We start from the raw sequence: 21,663 nt of genomic DNA on the forward strand, positions 1-21,663 counted from the left end.
GCCAAGAAGACGAAATGGAAACGCCTGATGTTGCTGCCGCTCTCAGATGTGCCGCGCTGGTACGCGGAACGCAAACCACACGGCACGATTGCGATCCGTCACGGGCAGGACACGCTGACCTGGGACGAGCTCGAGCGCGGCGCCAACCGCCGCGCGCGGGCATTCATGGCCAAGGGCGTCAAGCCCGGGGATTTCGTCGCGATCGGATTGCCGAACGGCAACGCGTTCTTCGAGACCTCCTTTGCGGTGTGGAAATGCGGCGCGACGCCGACCTCGCTGTCGTGGCGGCTGCCGCGCGGCGAAGCCGCCGCCGTGCTCGACATTCTCAAGCCTGCGCTGGTGGTCGGAGGCGAGGCGGACTGGAATGCGCCGAACCGGTTGCCTGCCGACTTCGTGCCGGAAGGATTTTCGGATGGGCCGCTGGCGCCGCCGGTGGCGCGATACTGGAAGGCGATGACCTCAGGTGGCTCGACCGGCCGTCCCAAGGTGATTCTGGATCATCAGCCGGCGGTGACCGATACCGCGGCTGCGCCGCCGCTCAATATTCCCTTCGGCGTATCGCTGCTCAATCCCGGTCCGCTCTACCACAACGCGCCGTTCATCGTGTCGCATTACGCGCTGTTCGTCGGCGGCAAGCTCACGGGGCTGACCAAGTTCGACGCCGAGGAGACGCTGCGGCAGATCGAACGCGAGCGCGTGCAATGGGTCAATTTCGTGCCGACCATGATGCACCGGATCTGGGCGCTGTCTGCGAGCGTGCGCAACTCTTACGATCTGTCGAGCCTGCAGACGGTCTTCCACATGGCTGCGCCGATGCCGCCGTGGCTAAAGGAGAACTGGATCGGCTGGCTCGGACCCGAGCGGATTTGGGAGCTCTATGGTGGCACCGAGCGGCAGGGCGCCTGCATCATCTCCGGCACTGAATGGCTGACGCACAAGGGCTCGGTTGGCAAGATCGGCGACATGGCGAAGCTTCGCATCATCGGCGAGGACGGCAAGGACGTTGCGCCCGGCGAGACCGGCGAGATCTATTTCCTCAACAATGACGGCAAGGACGCCACCTACCATTATCTCGGCGCCGAGCCGAAGCGTCGCGCCGACGGCTGGGAATCGCTGGGCGATATCGGTCGGCTGGACGCCGAAGGCTATCTTTATCTCGGCGACCGCCTCGCCGACATGGTGCTGCGCGGCGGCGCCAACATCTATCCGGCCGAGGTCGAGGCCGCGGTGTCCGAGGCTCCCGGTGTGCGCTCCTGCGTCGTGGTGGGCCTGCCCGATCCGGAATTGGGCCAGCGTGTGCATGCCATCATCGAGCCGGAGCCCGATGCGGACGGGCAGGCCATTGCCGACGGCATGGCGGATTTCCTCAAGGACCGGCTCAGCCGCTATAAGCATCCCGAAAGCTTCGAATTCGTCAGCGCCCCGCCGCGCGACGATTCCGGAAAAGTTCGGCGCACCCTGTTGCGCGATGAGCGTGCGACGTGGATGAAGGAGGGGCGCGCGTTCCGGATCTTGCCTTCGAAGGCGCGGGCGCATGCCGAATGAGACAAGCAAGGAAGGACTGACATGACGATCACCATCGTAGCGAGCAGCGTGCCGAAGCCGCCGGCAAATATCATCGAAGGTTTCAGGGACGCGCCGACCTCGGTGATCTCGGACAATCTCGCCCGGCTGCCCGGCGCAGTGGGGCTGAGGCCCTATCACCGCGGCGGCAAGCTGGTGGGCACGGCCTTCACCGTGCGCACCCGTCCCGGCGACAATCTCGCGATCCACCGCGCGCTGGATCTGGTCGGGCCCGGCGACGTCATCGTGGTCGACGGCGGCGGCGACGAGACGCGCGCGCTGATCGGCGAGATCATGAAGAACATCGCGCAATGGCGCAAAGCCGAAGGCTACGTAATCGACGGCGCGATCCGCGACGTCGCAGCATTCGCGGCCGACGACTTCCCCTGCTACGCCCGCGCAGTGATCCATCGCGGTCCCTACAAGAACGGCCCCGGCGAGATCAACGTGCCGGTGACGATCGGCGGCAGCGTGATTGCGCCCGGCGACATCGTCGTCGGCGACGAGGACGGCGTGGTGTCGTTTCCCGCTGCCGGCGCGGCCGCCCTGTTGGAAGCGGTGCGTGTCCAGGTCGCGCGCGAGGAGGAGACGCTGAAGGCGATCCGCGAGGGCCGTTACCAGGGCGCCTACGGCAAGTCCTGATCAGAGGAGCGTGAAGGGAGGATGGCGTGAGCCAGAAGGAAGAATTTCACAATCTCGATGATGCCAGCGACGGACTCTTCCGCGAGCTTGCCGCCGGCGTGACCACGCGCATCTTCTCCGGCGAGCAGGCGATGCTGTCGGTGGTGACGCTGGCCCCGCATGCGCAAGGCACGCTGCATCATCACCCCGAGGAGCAGTGGGGCGTGCTGCTCGACGGCTCCGCCATCCGCGTCCAGGGCGAGGAGGAAATCCCGGTGAAGAAAGGCGATTTCTGGCGCACGCCCGGGAACGTGCCGCACACCATGCGCGCCGGCCCGGACGGCGCCCGCGTGCTGGACATCTTCAGTCCGCCTCGGCCAGAATACAGAAAAGCAGGATCAGGCTTCGGCACGACCTAGCGCTCAAAAGCAAAAAAGCAAAGCGCTACACATAAAGGGAGGGGACCATGACGATCACACGACGGGCGCTGCTGGCCGCGCCGGCTATTCTCGCATTGACGCCGGCGATGGCGCAGGCCGGCAAAATCACGCTGGTGGTGCCGTTCCCGCCGGGCGGATCGACCGACGCCATGGCGCGGCTGCTGCAGACGAACCTGCAGACCAAGCTTGGTCGCATCGTGGTGGTCGAGAACAAGTCGGGCGCGGCCGGTGCGCTCGGCGCTGCGCAGGTCGCCAAGAGTCCGGCCGACGGCTCGACCTTCCTGGTGACGTTCGATTCCCACGCGGTGATCCCGTCGATCCTCGACAAGCCGCCGGTCGATGTCGAGCGCGAGCTGATGCCGGTGCTGCTGATCGGCACCGCGCCTTACGTGATCGCGGCCGGCGCCGGCCGCCCCTACAAGAGCTTCGCCGACGTGGTCGCCGCCTGCAAGGCAAGCCCCGGCGCGGTGAAATACGCCTCGGTCGGCATCGGCACGCTCGGCCATCTCGCCATGACCGTGCTCGGCAGCAAGGCCGGCGTCGAGATCATGCACGTGCCCTATCGCGGCGGCGGGCCGGCCATGAACGACGTGCTCGGCGGCCACGTCGATCTCATCGCGGGATCGGCGGCGCTGGTCGCCGCCCAGCTCGGCACCAATATGCTGCGTCCGATCCTGCAGCTCGGCCGCGAGCGGCTGCCGGCCCTGCCTGATACTCAGACCGCGATCGAGGCCGGCTTCCCGGACTTCGAGACGCTGGCCTGGTGGGGCATCTTCGCGCCCACGGGCACGCCGCCGGACGTCGTCGCGGCCTTCGCGGCGGCGTCCAAGGAGATCCTGAGCGAGCCCGCGACCGCCGCCCAGCTGAAGGAGACGCAACACATGACGCTGCTGCTCCAGGACGGCGCCGCCTTCAAGACCTTCTTCGACAAGCAGGTCGCCACCTGGGGCAAGGTCGTGAAGGACAACAATATCAAGGCGTGAGGCCCCGTCATGCCCGACGAAGGGGACGTGCGAAACTGAGCTCATGGCCATCGGGGTCGGTGAGATGGAAGTAGCGCTCGCCCCATTCGGCGTCGCGCGGCGCGGTTGACGGCTGCCATCCGGCGGCGCGCGCCTGCTCATAGGTTGCGTCGACATCGGCGACATGGAAGATGACGCGGCCCCACCAGGACCAGCGCTTGTCGTCCGGCTGTGCCGTCAGGTTGAGATAACCGGGGCCGACGCGAAAGCTCGTGAATGCGGCGGCTTCGCCACCATACAAGAGCTCGAACCCCAGCGACCGGTAGAAGTGCACGGCGCGCCCCATGTCATGCGTGCCGAGCGTGATGGCGCTGATGCTTTCGATCATGTGAGCTGCTCCGTTGGGAGGGGCCTGGAAGTATAGCCGCCCCGTTCAGGCTGACGATCGATCTCGCCCGCCTGACGGCTGGCGAACCGCATTTTGCTCTGCTATGAGGGGGCCGAGCCCGCACCCACGGGTTCCGCGGTCCCGTAGCTCAGCCGGATAGAGCGGCGGTTTCCTAAACCGTAGGTCGGAAGTTCGAGTCTTCCCGGGATCGCCACTTTTCCGCGCGTTTACGCCGCGCCTAGGGCACGCAACGCCGGTATTCCCCTCAAGCGTTATTCCATCGTGACGTGTGCCGACAGCCGGCTAAAATACGGCGGGTGCAGGGGGCCTTGCATGGCGGACTCATGGTACTACGCTGAGGGCGGGCAGCGGCGCGGCCCGTTCTCGATTTCTGAACTCCTCACGCTTCTCGCGGGTATCGCCGATCCTCGGCGCGTGCTGGTCTGGCGGCACGGCTTCGAGAATTGGAAGCCGGCCGGGGAGGTGCACGAGATCACGCAGCAGCTCCTTCAATCGCCGCCGCCAAGCCCAGCATCGCCGCCGGTTGAGGTCATTCGCGAGGCGGCCGCTCCCGCAGAAGACGGCGCTTCATTCAAGGACGTCCAGCCAGAGATGACCGGCATCAGCGGCTGGCTCGGGCTTCTGGCGTTCGGCCAAATGATCGGCATCGTGCGCCTAGTCGTCAATACCGCGCAATATGTGCAGTCGATCTCCAGCGAGACCTGGGTGCAATTCTCAATCGTATTTTGGGGCGAGATTGCGATGAACGTCGCGCTGATCGGTCTCGCAATCTGGACGGCGGTGCTCCTGTTCATGCATTCCCGTAGATTTCCAGCGTTCTTCATTGTGCAGATGATCTGTGCGGTACTGATCCCGTTGATCGATCTGGTTTGGGTTGCATCGATCTTTTCCATCGGCTTGAACCGTCCGTTCGGTGATTTTTTCACTATCGAACCTCTTCAAGTCGCACGAATGGTCGTCGGTGCGATCAGTGCCGCGATTTGGATAACCTACGTCCTTCGCTCCCGTAGAGTCGCGAATACGTTCACGGAGTAAGCCGTCATGCATCCGGCGGCCCGCAAGCCGAGCGGACAGGATGCCCGCTGATTTGCTCGGCTGGTGCAAAAATTGCTAACAGAAGCGGCCGGGCCGGAAGGGGCACCTTCCAGCCCGGTCCATGCCTGTCCGTTGCCATACCCGGAGACCATGATGCCTTTTGACTTGATCCTTCGCGGCGGAAGGGTCATTGACCCCTCGCAGAAGCTCGATGCCGTGACGGATGTCGCATTTTCGAACGGCAAGGTTGCCGCTGTTGGCACTGGGCTCAAGGCGGATCCGGGCACGGAGGTGCGTGACGTCTCCCGGTTCATCGTGACGCCTGGACTCATCGATCTCCACACCCATGTCTACTGGGGCGGCACCTCGCTCGGCATTGATGCCGAGGAGTTCTGCCGCCTCTCCGGCGTCACCACGGCGGTGGATACCGGCAGCGCTGGCCCCGGCAATTTCGCCGGCTTCCGCAAGCATGTGATCGAGCCGAGCCAAGTCCGCATCCTCGCCTATTTGCACGTCTCGCATGCCGGCATCTTCGGCTTCTCGCACCGGATTATGGTCGGCGAGAGCGAGGAGCTGCGCCTGATGAATCCGATCGAGGCGGCCGAAGTGGCCGATGCCAACCGCGATCTCATCGTCGGCATCAAGGTGCGCGTGGGCCTGCATTCGTCGGGCACGTCGGGCGCGGTGCCGCTCGACATCGCGCTCGAGGTCGCGAACGAGGTCGGCATGCCGCTGATGGCGCACATCGATCATCCGCCCCCGAGCTATGAGGACGTGTTGGCGCGGCTGCGTCCCGGCGACGTGCTGACCCACGCGTTCCGCCCCTTCCCGAACACGCCGGCGACGGCGCAAGGCACCGTGAAGAAGGCGGTGCTGGAAGCGCGCGAGCGCGGCGTGCTGTTCGATATCGGCCACGGCAAGGGCTCGTTCGCGTTCAAGACCGCGCGCGCCATGATGGCCAATGGTTTCCATCCGGACACGATTTCCTCGGACATCCATCAGCTCTGCATCGACGGACCGGCCTATGACCAGGTGACGACCATGTCGAAGTTCCTGTGCATGGGCATGGAGCTGCCGGATGTGATCGCGGCATCGACGGTGAATGCGGCGATGGCGCTGCGGCGTCCTGAGCTCGGCAGCCTCAAGCCGGGCAGCGTCGGCGACGCCACGTTGATCTCGGTGCGGCAGGGCCAGTTCGACTATGAAGACGTCGTCGGCGAGCACCTGATCGGCGATCGCAAGATCGTGTCCGAAGGCGTCGTCATCGGCGGCCGCTGGTGGCATCCGAATTGAGCGGCGCGCGCGGATCGTGACCACGTGCTCGCATGACGCACTGATCAGTCGCGTCCCGCCTCCATGATCGCCTTGGCGAGCCGCGCCGGGTCCGAGAAGCACAGTTCGTGGCTTCCCGGCACCTGCACCAGGCGAAACAGGCCGAGCTTCTCCGACAGGCGCGGATGCCAGCCATGGCTGTGCGGCATCGCGGTATCCTCGGTGCAGTTGATGTAGGATTTGGCCAGCGGCATCTCGGCCGGATTGCTCTTGAGCGCGATCTTGTCGCTGAAGGTCGCCAGCGGATGCGGATTGAGCACGTCATAAGCGCGCTGCGCCGTCTCCAGATCGGCATCGTTGATGAAGGCCTCGCGCCAGATCGGGAAGGGCAGCACCACCGAGCCGTCGCCGCGCTCGGCCGCGATGGCGTCGAACAGTCCGACATAATGCGGCGGCACCATGTCGTTGAGGCATTCGCCGCCGTTGGGCACGAAGGCATTCCAATAGACCAGACGGCGGATGCGCTCCGGCACGAGGTCGGCAACGCCAGTGATAACCATGCCGCCATAGGAATGGCCGAGCAGGATGACATCCGTCAGATCGTTCTCGGCGAGGTAGTTGGCGATCGATTGGATCGCTTCCTTCAACCCGGTCGTCTTGGCATCGCCCGGACGGTTGCCCTTGATGGTGGGGGTATGGACCTGATGGCCGGCGGCGCGGATCGGCGCGGCGACCGGCTCGAGCTCGGCGCCTGTATGCCAGGCGCCATGGACGAGAACGTAGGTCGACATATTGTGGCTCCTCCCGAGGGTGTGGTTAGATCGGCGCAGCGTCGCCGCACGGCAAGTGTGGACCGGCGACCGATTTGCCGCTTGGCTGGAAGTGAACCGTATTGGTCTCGGAGTGAACCGATGCAGCAGATCGAGCGTCCCGTTCCGTCACGCCACTCGGCCTGGAATACGGTGGGCGTACGGCCTCACGAGCAATTCGCCTATTATCGCGAGGCAATCTGCCAGGCTTTCATGAATCTGACGCCGGAGCCGGCGGCCGCCGCCGCCTTTCCCGCCAGCGTCGAGCATGTCCGTCTCGGTGATGCCGCGATCAACCGCGTCAGCTTCCCTGAGCACGTGGTGCGCCGTTCCGCGGCCGACATTGCGGCGTCCGATCGCAGCTGCTTCTACCTCAACCTGAAGCTGGCCGGCCGCTGCCGCATCCAGCAGGACGGTCGCGAGATCAGCCTGTCGCCCGGACAGGTCGGCATCTTCGACAGCGACCGCCAGTTCGCGCTCCTGCACGATCGTGGTCCGCAGCTGCGCGTCGCCTCGTTCTGGGTGCCGGCAGAAGCCTTGCGTGAACGGCTGCCGGCTTCGTTCGACGTCGTTGCGGCACGCCTCTCGGACGATCCCGTCGTCGGCCACCTCATTGTCGAGACCGCGCGCACGCTCAGCGAGGGTGCGCTGCAGATGGGCGAGGACGAAGGTGTGCGGCTGTTCCGGGCGCTGATCGAATTGGTTGCCGTGAGCCTGTCGCGAAGCAGCCGCCTGCACGCAGCTGAAGCCGAGAGTCTCGCCGATGCAACCACGCTGGCGGTGAAACGTGCCATCCACCGGCGGCTCCGCCAGCCGGGACTTGCGGTCGCAGACGTCGCCGCCGCCGTCGGCATCAGCGAGCGCTACGTGCACAAGCTGCTGGCGCGATCGGGCTCAGGCTTCACCGACTACGTCATCGACCATCGTCTCGACGGCGCGGCCAGGGATCTCAGGACTCCCGCGATGGCGGAGCACGCGATCGGCGCCATCGCGTTCGATTGGGGTTTTTCGGACCTCTCCCACTTCACCCGCCGCTTCAAGCAGCGCTTCGGCTGCCGGCCGCGCGACTGGCGCGCGCGGTGAGGGGAGTTTGCGTGCGGGCCGCTTATGGCAACGCCGTAGCCCCGATCTCCGCTCGTCGTCCCGGATCGGCGCTCCGCTCCGCTTCGCTTGTCCGGGACGACGAGTTGGGATTGCCGTGCAGGGGTGCGCGCCTCTCCCCGACAGCGACCTGATCTACAAGGATCTGGCGATCAAGAGCTTCATGATCTCGTTGGTGCCGCCATAGATCTTCTGGATGCGGGAATCGATGAAGATGCGCGAGATCGGGTATTCCTGCATGTAGCCGTAGCCGCCGAATAGCTGCAGGCATTCGTCGGCGGTCTCGACCTGCTTCTCCGAGCACCAATATTTCGCCATCGAGGCCGTCACGGTGTCGAGGTCCTTGGCGATCAGGCGCTCGATGCACCAGTCGACGAAGACGCGCGCGATCATCGCCTCGGTCTTGCGCTCGGCCAGCGTAAAGGCGGTGTTCTGGAAATCCATCAGCGGCTTGCCGAACGCCTTGCGCTCCTTGGTGTAGTCGGTGGTGAGCTTGACCGCGCGCTCCATCGAGGCGACGGCGCCGACCGCAAGCGCTAGGCGCTCCTGCGGCAATTGCTGCATCAGCTGGACGAACCCCTGGCCTTCCTCCTTGCCGAGCAGGTTTTCCGGCGGCACGGTCACGTTGTCGAAGAACAGCTCCGAGGTGTCGGAGGCGTGCAGGCCGATCTTGTCGAGGTTGCGCCCGCGCTTGTATCCGTCCGCGCCCGCGGTCTCGACCACGATCAGCGAAATGCCCTTTGCACCAGCTTCGCCGGTGCGCGCGACCACGATGACGAGATCGGCGGCCTGGCCGTTGGTGATGAAGGTCTTCTGGCCGTTGACGACGTAGGAATTGCCCTGCTTCTTCGCCGTGGTTTTCACGGCTTGCAGGTCCGAGCCGGTACCAGGCTCGGTCATGGCGATGGCGCCGACCATCTCGCCCGAGGCCATCTTCGGCAACCAGCGCTTCTTTTGCTCCTCCGAGCCGTAGTTGAGGATGTAATGCGCGACGATGGCGCTGTGCACGGAGACGCCGGTGGTCAGCTCTGGCACCGTGCTCTCGAGATCGTCGAGCACGGCGGCGTCATAGGCGAAGGTGGCGCCGAGACCGCCATATTCCTCCGGCACGCTCGCCAGCAGCGCTCCCATCTCGCCGAGCCCGCGCCAGGCTAAGCGGTCGACCATTTTCTGCTCGCGCCATTTCTCGGCATGCGGCGCCAGGTCCTTGGCGAGATATTTGCGGAACTGGTCGCGGAACGTGTCCAGCTCTTCGGTCATCCACGACGATCGGTACTGCATCAGCGCCTCGCTCTCAGACAATCAGGCCGCCGCCGGCGACGACCACCTGACCGCTGATATAATTGGATTCCGGACTGCAGAACAGATAGACGGCATCGGCTGCCTCTTCCGGCGTACCGCCGCGGCCGAGCGGGATCATGCGCGACATGGCTTCGAGCATGTGCGGCTGCACGCCGACCTTGATGTCGCGGCCGGCGACGTCGATGGTCTTCTGCTGCGCCTCGATCGGCTGGGTCAGGCGGGTGTTGATGAGGCCGAAGGCGACGCAATTGACGTTGACCTTGTAGCGGCCCCACTCCTTGCACATGGTTCGGGTCAGTCCGATCAGCGAGGCCTTGGCCGAGGAATAGCTGGCCTGCCCGGCATTGCCGTAGAGACCCGCGATGGAGGAGATGTTCACGACCTTGCGGAACACCTCGCGTCCCTCTTCGGCCTCCTTCCTGGCGAAGACGCGGATCGGCTCGGCGGCCGCGCGCAAGATCCGGAACGGCGCGACGAGGTGGACGTCGAGCATGGCCTGGAACTGCTCGTCGGTCATCTTCTGGATGGTGGAGTCCCAGGTGTAGCCGGCATTGTTGACGATGATGTCGAGCCCGCCGAACTTGTCCAGCGCGGCGCCGACGAAGCGATCGGCGAAGCCCGCCTCGGCGACGCTGCCGTTCACGGCAGTGGCATTGCCGCCGAGTGCCTCGATCTCCGCGACCACGGCGTTGCCGGGCTCGGCATCAAGGTCGTTGACGACCACCCTGGCGCCTTCGCGCGCCAGCTTGAGTGCAATCGCGCGCCCGATGCCGCGGCCTGAGCCGGTGACGAGCGCGACCTTTCCCTGCAGTTTTGTCATTTGAATGAGTCCTCTTGCTGTCACAGCGCGACGACGGCGCTGCCTTCGAGCTTGACCTCGCCGCGATCGTCCTTGGTGGTGAGCGCGAGCCTTGCGCGACGCTCGCCGTCCTCGACGAAGAGCTCGGTCACGGTGCCTTCGCAAGTGAGCTTGGCGCCGAGCTGAGTGATCGAGACGAACCGGGTCGCAAAGCTGCGGAGCTTCGACGGCGGCACCACATCCGTCAGCGCCTGCCCAAGACAGGCCATCACCAGCATGCCGTGGGCGAACACATCGGGAAATCCGGCCGCCTTGGCGAAGTCGATGTCGACGTGGATCGGATTATGATCGCCCGATGCGCCGCAATAGAGCGCGAGCGTGTGGCGGGTGATCGGCGGAAAGACTTTGTGGACGATGCGGTCGCCGGCCTTTATGTCTCCGGATGCCGTCATGACGCCGCCTCGTTGCGGACGACGATGGTGCGCGTGGTATCGGCGACGTGAACGCCGTCCTGGTTGGTCACCTCGCATCGGATGCCGATCAGCGTCATCGCGCCGCCCTTCTTGTCCACGACGCTGGTCACCTGCGGTCGAAACGTCAGGGTGTCGCCGACCAGAACCGGGGCGTGATAGGCGAAGCTTTGCTCACCATGAAGCACGCGGGACAGATTGATGCCGAGCGCGGCGAACATTTCGAAGGGGTCGTCGACGTCCATCATCTCGAGGCAGAACAGATAGGTCGGCGGCACCGGCATGGCGGTGAACCCGGCCGCCCGGGCAGCATCCGCATTGCGGTAGACCGGATTCTGTTCACCCAGCGTGTTGAGGAAGTAGCGGAGACGGCCGGGCTCCACGCGCGCGGTGACGGGCGTGAAGCTGCGCCCTAGGGCGGACTGGTCGACCATGGCCGATATCAGTGCCGCTTGTAGAGCGTGACGACGCAGGCCCCGCCGAGGCCCAGATTGTGCTGGAGCGCGACCTTGGCACCCTCGACTTGCGTCGAGCCTGCGGTGCCGCGCAGCTGCCGCGTCAGCTCGTAGCACTGCGCAAGCCCGGTGGCGCCGAGCGGATGTCCCTTGGACAGCAATCCGCCGGACGGATTGGTCACGATCCGGCCGCCATAGGTATTGTCGCCGTCATTGATGAACTTGCCGGCTTCACCCTCGCCGCAGAGGCCGAGCGCCTCGTAGGTGATGAGCTCGTTATGAGCAAAGCAGTCGTGCAGCTCCACCACGTCGAGATCACCGGGGCCGATGCCGGCGCTTTCATAGACTCGGCCTGCCGCCTCTTTGGCCATGTCGTAGCCGACCAGCTGCATCATGTCGCCGGCCTTGAAGGTCGAGGGCGTATCGGTGGTCATGGCCTGCGCTGCGATGCGTACTTCTTTGCCGATGCCATGCTTGTCCGCAAAGCGCTCGGAGACCAGCACGGCGGCGGCGCCGCCGCAGGTCGGCGGGCACGCCATCAGGCGCGTCATCACGCCCGGCCAGATCACCTGGTCGTTCATCACATCGTCCGCCGTGACTTCCTTGCGGAAAAGCGCGAGCGGATTGTTCTTCGCATGTCGGCTCGCCTTGGCGCGCACCTTGGCGAAGGCGTCGAGCGGCGTGCCGTATTTCTTCATGTGGCTGAGCCCGGCGCCGCCGAAATAGCGCAACGCCAGCGGAATGCCGGGAGCGTCGATCAGCTGGTCCGCAGCCGCGTCGAACTCCTCGAACGCGCTCGGGCGATCGGCATAGACGCTGCCGAGCGCGCCGGGCTTCATCTGCTCGAAGCCGACCGCCAGCACGCAATCCAGCGCCCCGCTTGCGATCATTTGCCGCGCCATGAACAGCGCGGTCGATCCGGTCGAGCAATTGTTGTTGACGTTGACGATGGGGATGCCGGTCATCCCGACGGGGTAGAGCGCGCGCTGCCCGCAGGTGGAATCGCCATAGACGTATCCGACATAGGCCTGCTCGATCTTCTCATAGCCGAGGCCGGCATCGGCGAGCGCGAGCTTGACGGCTTCCGTTCCCATCTCGTGATAGGGGGCGCTGGCGCCCGGCTTGGCAAACGGAATCATGCCGACTCCGGCGACGACCACGTCAGACATCGCTTCCTCCCAATAAATTACCCGTTGGACTTTTTCTTACCCGTGGGTAACATATCGTCCGATTTCCACCAGAGTCAACCGATCGGCCATGGATTCAGCGCCGCCCGCTCCGCCGTCATCGCCTTCGCCCTGGCTGCCGTTCGAGAGCCGGCGCCGCGCCCGCGACGAGAAGCGCGAGGCGGTGCTGCGCGCCGCGGTGCAGCTGTTCCTCGAGCAGGGCTATCATCGCGCAACGCTGAACGAGGTTGCGGACCGGCTGAACATCACCAAGCCCGCGCTGTACAATTACTTCCGGGGCAAGGACGAGATCCTGTTCGAATGCTGGTCGATGGGCGCCGAACTCGTCGACGGCGTGATCACGGAGATCAACGCCGGCGGCGGTTCGGGTCTCGCCAAGCTGCGCAAGCTGGTGCACGCCTATGCCGAACTGATGGCGACCGATTTCGGCGCGAGCCTGGTGCGTTTCGATTTGCGCGATCTGGCCGAGCGGAACGCCGGTGTCGCACGCGCCGCCAAGAGGCGGATCGACGCCACCTTCCGGCGATACATTACTGCAGGCATTGCTGACGGTTCGATCAGGCCTTGCGATCCAAAGCTTGCAGCCTTCGCGATCGCGGGTTCGCTCAATTGGATCGGCCATTGGTATCGACGGGAGGGCAAGCTGTCGCCGACCGCGATCGCCGACGAGTTCACGGTGCGGCTGACGGACGGCCTAGCGGCCGAGGTTCGGCTGCAGACGACAAACAAGACGCCGAGGGCGCCGCAAGGGCGCAACTCAGGACGCAAAGCAACAGGGAAGAAACGCACGGGAGGATGAACGGGATGAACATCACGCACGGCCTGCGCAGGGCGCTGCAGATCAATCCGAATGGGCTGGCGACCGTTTATGGCCAGCGGCGGCGCAGCTGGGGCGAACTCGGCGAGCGCGTTACACGGCTGGCCGGCGGCCTGCGCACGCGCGGCGTCGGGAACGGCGACCGTGTTGCGGTGCTGTCCTTCAACTCGGACCGCTATCTCGAGCTCTATCTGGCGACCGGCTGGGCGGGAGGCGTGATCGTGCCGCTCAACATCCGCTGGAGCGCGCTGGAGAACGAGGATGCGCTGCGCGACTGCCGCGCGTCCGTTCTGCTGGTCGACAAGGCCTTTGCGCAGGTCGGCGCGCAGCTCGCCGGCGCCATTCCGGGGCTGAAGCTGATCTATGCCGACGATGGCGAGGCGCCGGCGGGGATGGAGAGCTATGAGGCTTTGGTTGCGGGCAGCGCTCGGGTGCCCGACGCCATGCGCAAAAGCGACGATCTCGCCGGCATCTTTTACACCGGCGGCACCACCGGCCGTTCCAAAGGCGTGATGCTCAGTCACCAGAATCTGATGGCCAATGCGCTCAACGCACTCGGCGAAGGCCTGTTTCCGGCAAGCGCGATCTATCTGCATGCGGCTCCGATGTTTCACCTTGCCAACGGGGCGGCGATGTATTCGCTGCTGCTCTCCGGCGGCTCGAACGTGATCGTTCAGGGCTTCACGCCCGAAGGCGTGATGGCTGCGATGCAGAACGAGCGCGTCACAGACGTGCTGCTGGTGCCCACGATGATCCAGATGTTCGTCGATCACCCCGCGATCGGCAAATACGACCTCTTGTCCCTGAAGAACATCATCTACGGGGCCTCGCCGATCAGCGAGGCGGTGCTCGACCGTGCCGCGCGCGCACTGCCGCATGTCCGTTTCACGCAGGCCTACGGCATGACAGAATTGTCGCCGATCGCGACGCTGCTACATGCGAACGAGCATGTCGCGGAGGGGCGCAGAAAGGGACGTCATCGCGGTGCGGGCCGCGCCACGCTCGGTTGCGAGGTGCGGATCGTCGACGAGAACGACCAACCCGTGCCGACGGGCGCTGTCGGCGAGATCGTGGTGCGCGGGGACACAGTGATGATGGGCTATTGGGAGCGGCCGGAGGAGACCGCGCGCGCCGTCGTCGACGGCTGGATGCACACGGGCGATGGCGGCTACATGGACAAAGATGGGTTCATCTATGTCGTCGACCGGGTGAAAGACATGATCATCTCGGGCGGGGAGAATGTGTACTCGGTCGAGGTCGAGAACGCGCTGGCCCAGCATCCGTCGGTGCTGCAATGCGCCGTGATCGGAATTCCCAATGAGCAATGGGGAGAGCAGGTCCATGCCGTCGTGGTCAAACGCAGCGGCGTAGAGGTTTCGACCGGCGAGCTGATCGAGTTCACGAAGACGTTGATTGCCGGCTACAAATGTCCGCGCAGCATCGAGATCACCGAGACGCCGTTGCCGCTGTCCGGCGCCGGCAAGGTGCTGAAGCGCGAGCTGCGCAGGCCGTTCTGGGAGGGGCGGGAGCGGCGGGTCAGCTGACGGATTCCGCGCGTTACGGCCTGCGCGCCGAGGACGGCGGCAGGTACGCCCACCGGGATTGCCATGAACTGTGTTTTCAGACAGCGTCCGATCTAACCATGAGCCGTCTTGCCTCCGTCGATCACGAACTGGCCGCCGGTCGTGTAGGGATGATCGTCGGAGGCCAGCACCAACGCAAAAGCCGCGATCTCCTCAGGCGCTGCCACGCGCTGTAACCCCGGGACGTTGGATTTGGCCCATTGCGCGATGCCGATATGCCAGGCCGCATCGGGCAGGCCCTCCATACCGGCGAGCCGGCGGATCATCGGGGTGTCGGTGGTGCCGGGGATCAACGTGTTGATGCGGATGCCATGCTTTGCGTAGTCGAGTGCCGCAGCCTGAACCAGGCCGACCAGTCCGCGCTTGGCCGCCGAATAGGCCGAGCGCTTGGCCGAGGTCGCAATGGCGTTCGACGAGGAGGTGACGACGATCGAGCCGCCTTTCTCCAGCATGTGCGGGATTTGGTATTTCATCGACAGGAACACGCCGCGCAGATCCGTGCCGATCACGTCGTCGAATTCGGCCGCGCTAAATTCATGCAGCGGCTTCTCGATGGAGATGCCGGCATTGTTGAAGGCGACGTCGAGCCGTCCGTAGCGCGCGATCGTCGCGTCGACCAGCGCCTTCACCTCGGACTCGTGGCGCAGGTCGGCGCGAATGAAGACGGCCTCGCCGCCGGACTCGCGCACCTCGGTCTCCACCTGCTTGCCACGGTCGGTGTTGCGCCCGCAAAAGGCGACGCGGCCGCCCTCGGCGGCGAACATCAGCGTTGCGGCCCGCCCGATTCCGGAGGTGCCGCCCGTGACGATGACGACCTTGTCCGCGAATCTTTGCTTGCCGCTCGGCTTCTGCTGGGGCAGCGCTGCACCCTGGCCGAGCGCCACGCCGCCGGCAAGGCCGCCGACGGCACCTGCAAGCATGCCGAGGGCCGCGCCCCCAACCAGATGACGCCGCTTTACGGAATTGATCGCGGTGATATTCTGCATTTCGGTCATTTCGAACTCCGATCCGCTCAATCTGAACAGTGTTAAGATAGATATGCTGCAATCTGAACAGTGTCAAGTTACATGAAGAAACGGGCCCCCGCCGCCAAGCGCAGCACCGCTCCGATCCGTCCAAAGCCGGAGCCCGGATATCATCATGGCGAATTGCAGGAGGCGCTGATCGCCGCGAGCGAAGCCATTCTCGCCGAGCAGGGCGCGGAAGCCTTCACGCTGCGCGAAGCCGCACGCCGCGCCGGCGTTTCGCCGGCCGCGCCGTCGCATCATTTCGGCAACGCCCAGGGCCTTCTCACCGAAGTGGCGATCCGCGGCTACGACGCGCTTGCCGGCGCCTTGCGCGAGGCGGCCTCCGGCAAGCAGGGCACCCGCGACAAGCTCCATGCCCAGGGGCTTGCTTATGTCGATTTTGCGTTGAGGCATCCCGGCCGTTTCCAGATGATGTTTGCCAACAAGCGGCTGGTTGCCGACGATGCGCGCCTGAAGCAGGCGAGCAGGGCCGCCGGCCATGCGTTCGAGGTCGTCGTCGCCGAGCTGACCTGCGGCACCGCGAAGGAGGCGAAGACGGCGGCTGCGGCAGCCTGGTCCACCGTTCACGGCTTCGCCAAGCTTGCGCTCGAGGAGAAATTCGGCTCTGTGAACAACGAGGCCGGACGCCGCGAGATCATGATGACGCTCGATCAGGTCCTGAACTATCTCTGGCCCGCGAGCGGCACGCGCCGCTAGAGCATGATCCGGAAAAGTGCGAAGCGGTTTTCCGGAAGGATCATGCGCAGACAACAACCCAAAGCGCGATGACGATTCATCCAGATCTCATCGCGCTTTAGATGCAAATCGAGGCTTGCGTAGGTCATGACAGCCAAGACGACAGAGCTCAAGCTCGCCATCGAGCGCATCGGCACGGTCTCGGCGATCCTGACGCAGCCGACCCACGCGCGCGCCTGCTACGTCCTGGCGCACGGCGCCGGCGCAGACATGCGGCATTCCTTCATGGAGAATGTTGCAGCCGGCCTTGCCGAGCGCGGCATTGCGACGTTCCGCTTCAATTTTCCCTACATGGAAGCGAAGAAGGGACGTCCTGACCCGCCCGCAATCGCACACGCGAGCGTGCGCGCAGCGGTCGCGGAGGCGGGGCGGCTCTGCCCCGGGCTGAAGCTCGTTGCCGGTGGAAAATCATTCGGCGGCCGCATGACCTCGCAGGCGCAGTCGAGGTCGCCGCTCCCCGATGTCAAAGGGCTGGCCTTCCTCGGCTTTCCCCTCCATGCCGCCAAGAAGCCGTCGAGCGAGCGCGCCGAGCACCTCGCTGCAATCGCGATTCCCATGCTGTTCCTGCAAGGCACACGCGACGAGCTTGCCGATCTTGCCCATCTCGAGCCGGTCATCGAGCGGCTCGGGCGTAAGGCGACGCTGCATGAGGTCGCAGGCGGCGACCATTCCTTTGCGGTGCTCAAGAAATCCGGCCGTAGCAATGACGAGGCGCTCAACGAGGTGCTGGATACGCTCGCGGCCTGGATCGATGCGCTCGCCTGAGGCTCACGCGGAATAAAGCCCCTTGTCGCGCGCCTTCTGGATCGCGAGCGCGGCGATCAGGTCGAGCGTAGGTGTCGACAGGCCGGCGGTGCGCGCGAAGGCCTGGGGCGCCTTCACCAGCACGTCGATCTCCATGGCGCGGCCGAGCTCGTAATCCTGCAGCAGCGACGGCTTGTGGTTGGGGGCGGGGCCGCTGCGGCTGGCGCGCTTGACCTCGGGAATGAAGTATTGGGCGATCTCGTTGGCTTCGTTCAGCATGCGCGGAATCACCTCCGTGAAGGCGGGGTCGTCGCGCACGCCGCGCGCGGTCTGGCCGGTGAGCAGGCACAGCACCGACAGCGACATGTTGGTCAGCAGCTTTGACCAGATCGCCTCGCGGATCTCGGCGACCGGCGGCGATTCCAGCCGCGCATCGTTGAAGACGCCGCGCAGTTTCGTGATCCGCTCGCAATTGCGGTCGTCGCATTCGCCGATCAGGAGGCGGTTGCGGTCCGGCGTCAGGTTCTGCACCACGCCGGGCGCGATCACCTCGTTGGAGGAGAAGATCACACCGCCGATGATCCGCTCCTTCGGGATGCAGGCGCGCAGGCGCCCGCCGGGATCGAGGAATGAAATGTCGGGCGGTGTCGGGTGCCGCGGCGGCAGGCCGATACCGTACCACCAGGGAATGCCGTTCTGCGCGAACACGATCGCGGTGTCGTCCTGGAGCAGCGGCTTGATGCTGGAAACCAGCCCCTGAAGCGCCGTCGCCTTCAAGGTCGAGATCACGACGTCCTGCGGGCCGAGCTGGGCCGGGTCGCCTGACGCGTTCACCTTGGCGCCGACCTCGGAATCGCCGACGCGCAGCTTGAGCCCACCCGCGCGGGCCGCCTCCAGATGCGCGCCCCGCATCACGCAGCTGACCTCATGGCCGGCGCGCGCCAGCCGTACCGCAATGTGGCTGCCGACGGCGCCTGCGCCGAAAATGCAGATGCGCATATTGATATCCCGTATCCATCCCGTGGTGTCGCCCGCAGCCAGCATGACACAAGCCGCCATGCGATGGACGCGGCCGCCCTACGCCGGAAAGATATGGATCAGGGCACGCGCGCTCGGCCATAGTGCGCGGCAAACAACCGGAGGACCGCCGATGACTGCCAGCCCCGTCCTGTGGAGCCTCGATGAACGCGGGGTTGCGACCGTCACGTTGAATCGGCCGGAAGTCAACAATGCCTATGACGGCGCGCTGATCTCAGGCGTGCTCGCGGCCATGGACGACCTCGGCAGCAAGCCCAATTTGCGCGTCGTCGTGCTCCGGGGCAACGGCAAGCACTTCCAGGCCGGCGCCGACCTCAAATGGATCAACAGCGTGCGGCCGCAATCGCGCGAGGCGAACGAGGCAGCCTCGCGGGCGACGTTCGAGGCCGTGCAGCGGCTCAACACTTTGCCGCTTCCGACCGTCGCGCTGGTGCAGGGCGGCTGCTTCGGGGGCGGCACCGGCGTCATCGCGGCCTGCGATGTCGTGATTGCAGCGGACAACGCCCTGTTCTCGATCACCGAGGTGCGCTGGGGCCTGACCGCGGCGATCATCATCCCGCAGCTCTGCGATGCCATTAGTGTACGGCAAGTCCGCCGTTACGCGCTGACCGGCGAGCGCTTCGGCGCCGAGGACGCCCGCCGCATCGGCCTCGTCCACGAGGTGGTGCCGCTCGCCGATCTCGAGGCCGCAGGCGCCAAGGTGGTCGAGCAGCTGCTCGCCAACGGACCGGAGGCCATGGCCGAGACCAAGCGGCTTGCGCTGGAGAGCTCGTTCGGCGGCATGGCCGTGAACGATGCCGCTTACACCCGGCTCGTGCGATTGCACTCGCTCAAGCGCCAGAGCGCCGAGGCGGCGGAGGGACTGGCCTCCTTCGCCGAGAAGCGGGCGGCGAACTGGGGTAGTGGCAGCTAGGGCGCCGACGATCCTGATTTCAGTGAATGGCGGGCTTTCATCAGCGCAAAACCCAGCAGGTTGAGGCCCGGCCAGTTATGCGGGTCACCGGCTCGCTTGTCGTCTGCGGCAACACCGATCCCCCAGACGCTATCAACGGGGCTGGCTTCTACAAGCACAGCATCACGGGTCGCGAGCAGCCAGTCTCCGAGCTCCGGGTTCTGGCCAAACTTCGCCAAATTGCCGCGTACCGCGACGTCGAAGCGATGGACTATCCAGCGCTCCTCGTCGAAGCCCTTGACTCGCCGACCGAGCTTCTTCGCTTCCGAAGGACCGGGCGCAGAAAGGATGGCGGCGAGCGTGTCCTGATCCCCAAATAGTTCAGCCTTCTGGGCCATCATATAGTGCTCGGCTGTACTATAGGTTTGGCCATCAATGACGAAGGTCGCCGGCCACCACTGGCTGAGCACGTGCTTGCCGATCCTGTGATCCTTCGGAGTGTGTCCCCAGAAGAAGACGAACTCGGGAGCCCATCCAGAACTGATTGCGTTCCTTAGAGCATCAACTCCATCGATCTGCATCCCTATGCTTCCTCTTGTCCGTCCTTGGATCCTGCCATCGTGGTCAGCAGCCGCGGCAGATGTTGTTGATGCTGCGATAGACCGCGTCGTCGTCCTGCCGCAACTGGCGCAGCGTGTCGAGCGTCGTGCTCTCAGCCGCCGGCGTGGCCGGCTTGCGCTTAGCCGACAGGTCTTCCTCCTGCCGCTTGTAGCAGGCCTCGCGATCGGGCTTGGCGGGGATGAAGCGGCAGTTTTGCTCCACGGCCGAGGCGGGAACGGCCGAGATCGCGAGGGCGATAGAAGCGGCGAAGCAGTATCTGACGATGATCGAATCCATGCCTGCACTTGTCTCAGGTCCACCGTTAGCGAGCAACCGCGATCTTGCGGGCATGAGGACCGCCGGCTAAGCCGTGATCCAGTTCGAACCAGATTCCGGGAAGGAACGCGCCATGTGGGCCACGACGATCGACGAACCAGCGCGCAAAGTACCGCTCTATGGCGAATATGAAGTCGTCGTGCTCGGCGGCGGGCCGGCCGGCATCGTGGCGGCAGCCGCAGCGGCGCGCGCGGGGCGGAAGACGCTGCTGATCGAACGTTACGGCTTTCTCGGCGGCATGGGCACAGCGGCCGGCGTCACCAATTTCTGCGGCCTGCACGGCAATGTCCATGGCGAGCACCGGCGGCTGGTGCAGGGGCTGGCCTCGGAGCTGCTGGCGCGGATCGATCGCTTGAACGGCCTCAACGCGCCGCATCTGATCCTCGGCAAGGTTTTTGCCCAGGCCTATGACACCGCCGCCTACAAGATCGCGGCCGACCAGCTGCTCGCCAGCCATAAGGTGAATATGCTCTTCCACGCCCTCGGCGCCGGCGTCGTGATGGCCGATGAGCGCCGCATCGACGCGATGCTGATCGAGACCAAGGCCGGCCGGCAGGCGGTGCGCGCGGAGATCTTCATCGACTGCTCCGGCGACGGCGATCTCGCCGTGTGGGCCGGCGCGCCGTTCGAGATCGGCGACGAGCATGGCCATCCGCTCTACCCCTCGATGATGCTCCGTCTCAACGGCATCGATCCCGCAAAGGCCGGCGAGGCCTGGCGCACCATTCCGCAATTGATGGAAAAGGCCGTCGCGGCCGGCACGCACAGGTTTCCGCGCAGAAGCGCGATCGTGCGGCCGCAGAAATCCGGGATCGAATGGCGGGTGAACTTCACCCAGGTGGCGCGCGAGGACGGTCATGCCATCAACGGCATCGAGCCCGACGATCTCACCCGCGGCGAGATCGAGGGCCGCAAGCAGGCGCTCGCCGCCTACGAATTCCTGCGCAGCGCGGTGCCCGGGTTTGAGAAGTCCTACATCGTCGATCTGCCGCCACAGCTCGGCATCCGCGAGACCCGCCGCATCGAGGGCGGCTACCAGCTCAGCGGCGAGGACGTGCTCGGCTGTGCCTCGTTCGCGGACTCCATCGGCGTCAACGGCTGGCCGATCGAGGCCCATGTGCCCGGCGACGTCGTCTTCACCTTCCCGCCCATCCCGGAATCGCGCGGCTACAACGAGCTGCCTTACCGGATGCTGGTCCCTGAAGGCGTCGACAATCTCCTGGTCGCCGGCCGCTGCGCCTCGATGACCCACGAGGGCCAGTCGGCCGCCCGGGTCTCCGGTGCCTGCTTCGCGATGGGTGAGGCCGCCGGTTCCGCCGCCGCGCTGGCGCTGTCCGGAAACCGGATTCCACGCGAAATCCCCATTGAAAAGTTGCAGGAAACGTTGAAACAACAGGGCGCCTTCATCGGACGGGACCAGGCGGTGCCCGAAGGCCTGTAACGCACTGCAAGACAAAGCGGAGGA

The 21,663-nt window shown here is 65.3% G+C and carries 24 protein-coding genes and 1 tRNA gene; 14 read left to right on the top strand and 11 right to left on the bottom strand.

Translation table 11 applies throughout. The annotated features are described in order from the left end of the window. Nucleotides 1-27: 27 nt before the first annotated feature. The 4 genes from I6F16_RS32525 to I6F16_RS32540 are packed head-to-tail and all read left to right on the top strand — an operon-like array spanning nucleotide 28 to nucleotide 3,607. Nucleotides 28-1,545, top strand: coding sequence for an AMP-binding protein (locus tag I6F16_RS32525; protein ID WP_225113665.1), 1,518 nt, complete (start codon nucleotides 28-30; stop codon nucleotides 1,543-1,545). Between the two features lie 21 nt (nucleotides 1,546-1,566). Continuing rightward, complete coding sequence (locus tag I6F16_RS32530; RefSeq protein WP_036026331.1) at nucleotides 1,567-2,205, top strand: RraA family protein; 639 nt, start codon at nucleotides 1,567-1,569, stop codon at nucleotides 2,203-2,205. A 26-nt stretch (nucleotides 2,206-2,231) separates the two neighbouring features. After that, nucleotides 2,232-2,603, top strand: a complete 372-nt coding sequence (locus I6F16_RS32535; protein WP_036014542.1) for a dimethylsulfonioproprionate lyase family protein — start codon at nucleotides 2,232-2,234, stop codon at nucleotides 2,601-2,603. Nucleotides 2,604-2,650: 47 nt separating this feature from the next. Then, entirely contained in the window at nucleotides 2,651-3,607 is a 957-nt protein-coding gene (locus I6F16_RS32540; protein ID WP_074448067.1) for a tripartite tricarboxylate transporter substrate-binding protein, read from the top strand. A 7-nt stretch (nucleotides 3,608-3,614) separates the two neighbouring features. On the opposite strand, the gene I6F16_RS32545 is transcribed toward I6F16_RS32540, so the two are convergent. Further along, entirely contained in the window at nucleotides 3,615-3,974 is a 360-nt protein-coding gene (locus I6F16_RS32545) for a VOC family protein (protein ID WP_225113666.1), read from the bottom strand. Nucleotides 3,975-4,111: 137 nt separating this feature from the next. Between I6F16_RS32545 and I6F16_RS32550 the strand changes: the two genes are divergently transcribed. The 3 genes from I6F16_RS32550 to I6F16_RS32560 all read left to right on the top strand — a co-directional run bounded on the left by I6F16_RS32550 (nucleotide 4,112) and on the right by I6F16_RS32560 (nucleotide 6,323). Continuing rightward, nucleotides 4,112-4,188, top strand: a tRNA-Arg gene (locus tag I6F16_RS32550). Nucleotides 4,189-4,307: 119 nt separating this feature from the next. Continuing rightward, a complete protein-coding gene (locus I6F16_RS32555; protein WP_225113667.1) occupies nucleotides 4,308-5,030 on the top strand; it encodes a DUF2569 family protein in 723 nt (240 codons plus the stop codon). A gap of 153 nt (nucleotides 5,031-5,183) precedes the next feature. After that, entirely contained in the window at nucleotides 5,184-6,323 is a 1,140-nt protein-coding gene (locus I6F16_RS32560; protein WP_225113668.1) for an amidohydrolase/deacetylase family metallohydrolase, read from the top strand. Between the two features lie 44 nt (nucleotides 6,324-6,367). Here I6F16_RS32560 and I6F16_RS32565 read toward each other — a convergent pair whose 3' ends face one another. Further along, entirely contained in the window at nucleotides 6,368-7,093 is a 726-nt protein-coding gene (locus tag I6F16_RS32565; RefSeq protein ID WP_225113669.1) for an alpha/beta hydrolase, read from the bottom strand. A 120-nt stretch (nucleotides 7,094-7,213) separates the two neighbouring features. Between I6F16_RS32565 and I6F16_RS32570 the strand changes: the two genes are divergently transcribed. Further along, nucleotides 7,214-8,194: a helix-turn-helix domain-containing protein gene (locus I6F16_RS32570; RefSeq protein WP_225174292.1), complete on the top strand. Its 981-nt coding sequence runs from the start codon at nucleotides 7,214-7,216 to the stop codon at nucleotides 8,192-8,194. 153 nt (nucleotides 8,195-8,347) lie between these two features. Here the strand turns inward: I6F16_RS32570 and I6F16_RS32575 are convergent, their stop codons facing one another. The 5 genes from I6F16_RS32575 to I6F16_RS32595 are packed head-to-tail and all read right to left on the bottom strand — an operon-like array spanning nucleotide 8,348 to nucleotide 12,407. After that, entirely contained in the window at nucleotides 8,348-9,493 is a 1,146-nt protein-coding gene (locus I6F16_RS32575; RefSeq protein ID WP_225113671.1) for an acyl-CoA dehydrogenase family protein, read from the bottom strand. A 13-nt stretch (nucleotides 9,494-9,506) separates the two neighbouring features. Beyond that, nucleotides 9,507-10,334, bottom strand: coding sequence for an SDR family oxidoreductase (locus I6F16_RS32580; protein ID WP_225113672.1), 828 nt, complete (start codon nucleotides 10,332-10,334; stop codon nucleotides 9,507-9,509). A 20-nt stretch (nucleotides 10,335-10,354) separates the two neighbouring features. Continuing rightward, nucleotides 10,355-10,765, bottom strand: coding sequence for a MaoC family dehydratase (locus I6F16_RS32585; RefSeq protein WP_057027456.1), 411 nt, complete (start codon nucleotides 10,763-10,765; stop codon nucleotides 10,355-10,357). Further along, on the bottom strand, nucleotides 10,762-11,217 hold the full coding sequence (locus tag I6F16_RS32590; protein WP_225113673.1) for a MaoC family dehydratase N-terminal domain-containing protein: 456 nt from the start codon (nucleotides 11,215-11,217) through the stop codon (nucleotides 10,762-10,764). Before I6F16_RS32590 ends, I6F16_RS32585 begins: the two co-directional genes overlap by 4 nt. An 8-nt stretch (nucleotides 11,218-11,225) precedes the next feature. Then, complete coding sequence (locus I6F16_RS32595; protein ID WP_225113674.1) at nucleotides 11,226-12,407, bottom strand: lipid-transfer protein; 1,182 nt, start codon at nucleotides 12,405-12,407, stop codon at nucleotides 11,226-11,228. A gap of 88 nt (nucleotides 12,408-12,495) precedes the next feature. On the opposite strand from I6F16_RS32595, the gene I6F16_RS32600 reads away from it, so the two are divergent. Further along, a complete protein-coding gene (locus I6F16_RS32600; protein WP_225113675.1) occupies nucleotides 12,496-13,224 on the top strand; it encodes a TetR/AcrR family transcriptional regulator in 729 nt (242 codons plus the stop codon). Nucleotides 13,225-13,229: 5 nt separating this feature from the next. Further along, nucleotides 13,230-14,786 (top strand): long-chain fatty acid--CoA ligase, encoded by a 1,557-nt coding sequence (locus I6F16_RS32605; protein ID WP_225113676.1) that lies wholly within the window; start codon nucleotides 13,230-13,232, stop codon nucleotides 14,784-14,786. A 92-nt stretch (nucleotides 14,787-14,878) separates the two neighbouring features. Here I6F16_RS32605 and I6F16_RS32610 read toward each other — a convergent pair whose 3' ends face one another. After that, nucleotides 14,879-15,820, bottom strand: a complete 942-nt coding sequence (locus tag I6F16_RS32610; protein WP_225113677.1) for an SDR family oxidoreductase — start codon at nucleotides 15,818-15,820, stop codon at nucleotides 14,879-14,881. A gap of 72 nt (nucleotides 15,821-15,892) precedes the next feature. Between I6F16_RS32610 and I6F16_RS32615 the strand changes: the two genes are divergently transcribed. Continuing rightward, nucleotides 15,893-16,549: a TetR/AcrR family transcriptional regulator gene (locus I6F16_RS32615; protein ID WP_225113678.1), complete on the top strand. Its 657-nt coding sequence runs from the start codon at nucleotides 15,893-15,895 to the stop codon at nucleotides 16,547-16,549. Between the two features lie 126 nt (nucleotides 16,550-16,675). Then, entirely contained in the window at nucleotides 16,676-17,353 is a 678-nt protein-coding gene (locus tag I6F16_RS32620; protein ID WP_225113679.1) for an alpha/beta family hydrolase, read from the top strand. A gap of 3 nt (nucleotides 17,354-17,356) precedes the next feature. On the opposite strand, the gene I6F16_RS32625 is transcribed toward I6F16_RS32620, so the two are convergent. Then, nucleotides 17,357-18,331 (bottom strand): ketopantoate reductase family protein, encoded by a 975-nt coding sequence (locus tag I6F16_RS32625; RefSeq protein WP_225113680.1) that lies wholly within the window; start codon nucleotides 18,329-18,331, stop codon nucleotides 17,357-17,359. Nucleotides 18,332-18,482: 151 nt separating this feature from the next. Here I6F16_RS32625 and I6F16_RS32630 point away from each other — a divergent pair, with 151 nt between their 5' ends. Beyond that, complete coding sequence (locus I6F16_RS32630; RefSeq protein ID WP_225113681.1) at nucleotides 18,483-19,283, top strand: enoyl-CoA hydratase-related protein; 801 nt, start codon at nucleotides 18,483-18,485, stop codon at nucleotides 19,281-19,283. Here the strand turns inward: I6F16_RS32630 and I6F16_RS32635 are convergent. Continuing rightward, nucleotides 19,280-19,843: an NADAR family protein gene (locus I6F16_RS32635; RefSeq protein WP_225113682.1), complete on the bottom strand. Its 564-nt coding sequence runs from the start codon at nucleotides 19,841-19,843 to the stop codon at nucleotides 19,280-19,282. The two genes, I6F16_RS32630 and I6F16_RS32635, sit on opposite strands and share 4 nt — an antisense overlap. Nucleotides 19,844-19,886: 43 nt before the next feature. Continuing rightward, complete coding sequence (locus I6F16_RS32640) at nucleotides 19,887-20,159, bottom strand: hypothetical protein (RefSeq protein ID WP_225113683.1); 273 nt, start codon at nucleotides 20,157-20,159, stop codon at nucleotides 19,887-19,889. Nucleotides 20,160-20,271: 112 nt separating this feature from the next. On the opposite strand from I6F16_RS32640, the gene I6F16_RS32645 reads away from it, so the two are divergent. After that, a complete protein-coding gene (locus I6F16_RS32645) occupies nucleotides 20,272-21,639 on the top strand; it encodes an FAD-dependent oxidoreductase (protein WP_225113684.1) in 1,368 nt (455 codons plus the stop codon). The last annotated feature ends 24 nt before the right edge of the window (nucleotides 21,640-21,663 follow it).

Source organism: Bradyrhizobium sp. IC4060 (assembly GCF_020193715.1).
GTDB classification, from domain to species: Bacteria; Pseudomonadota; Alphaproteobacteria; order Rhizobiales; family Xanthobacteraceae; genus Bradyrhizobium; species Bradyrhizobium yuanmingense.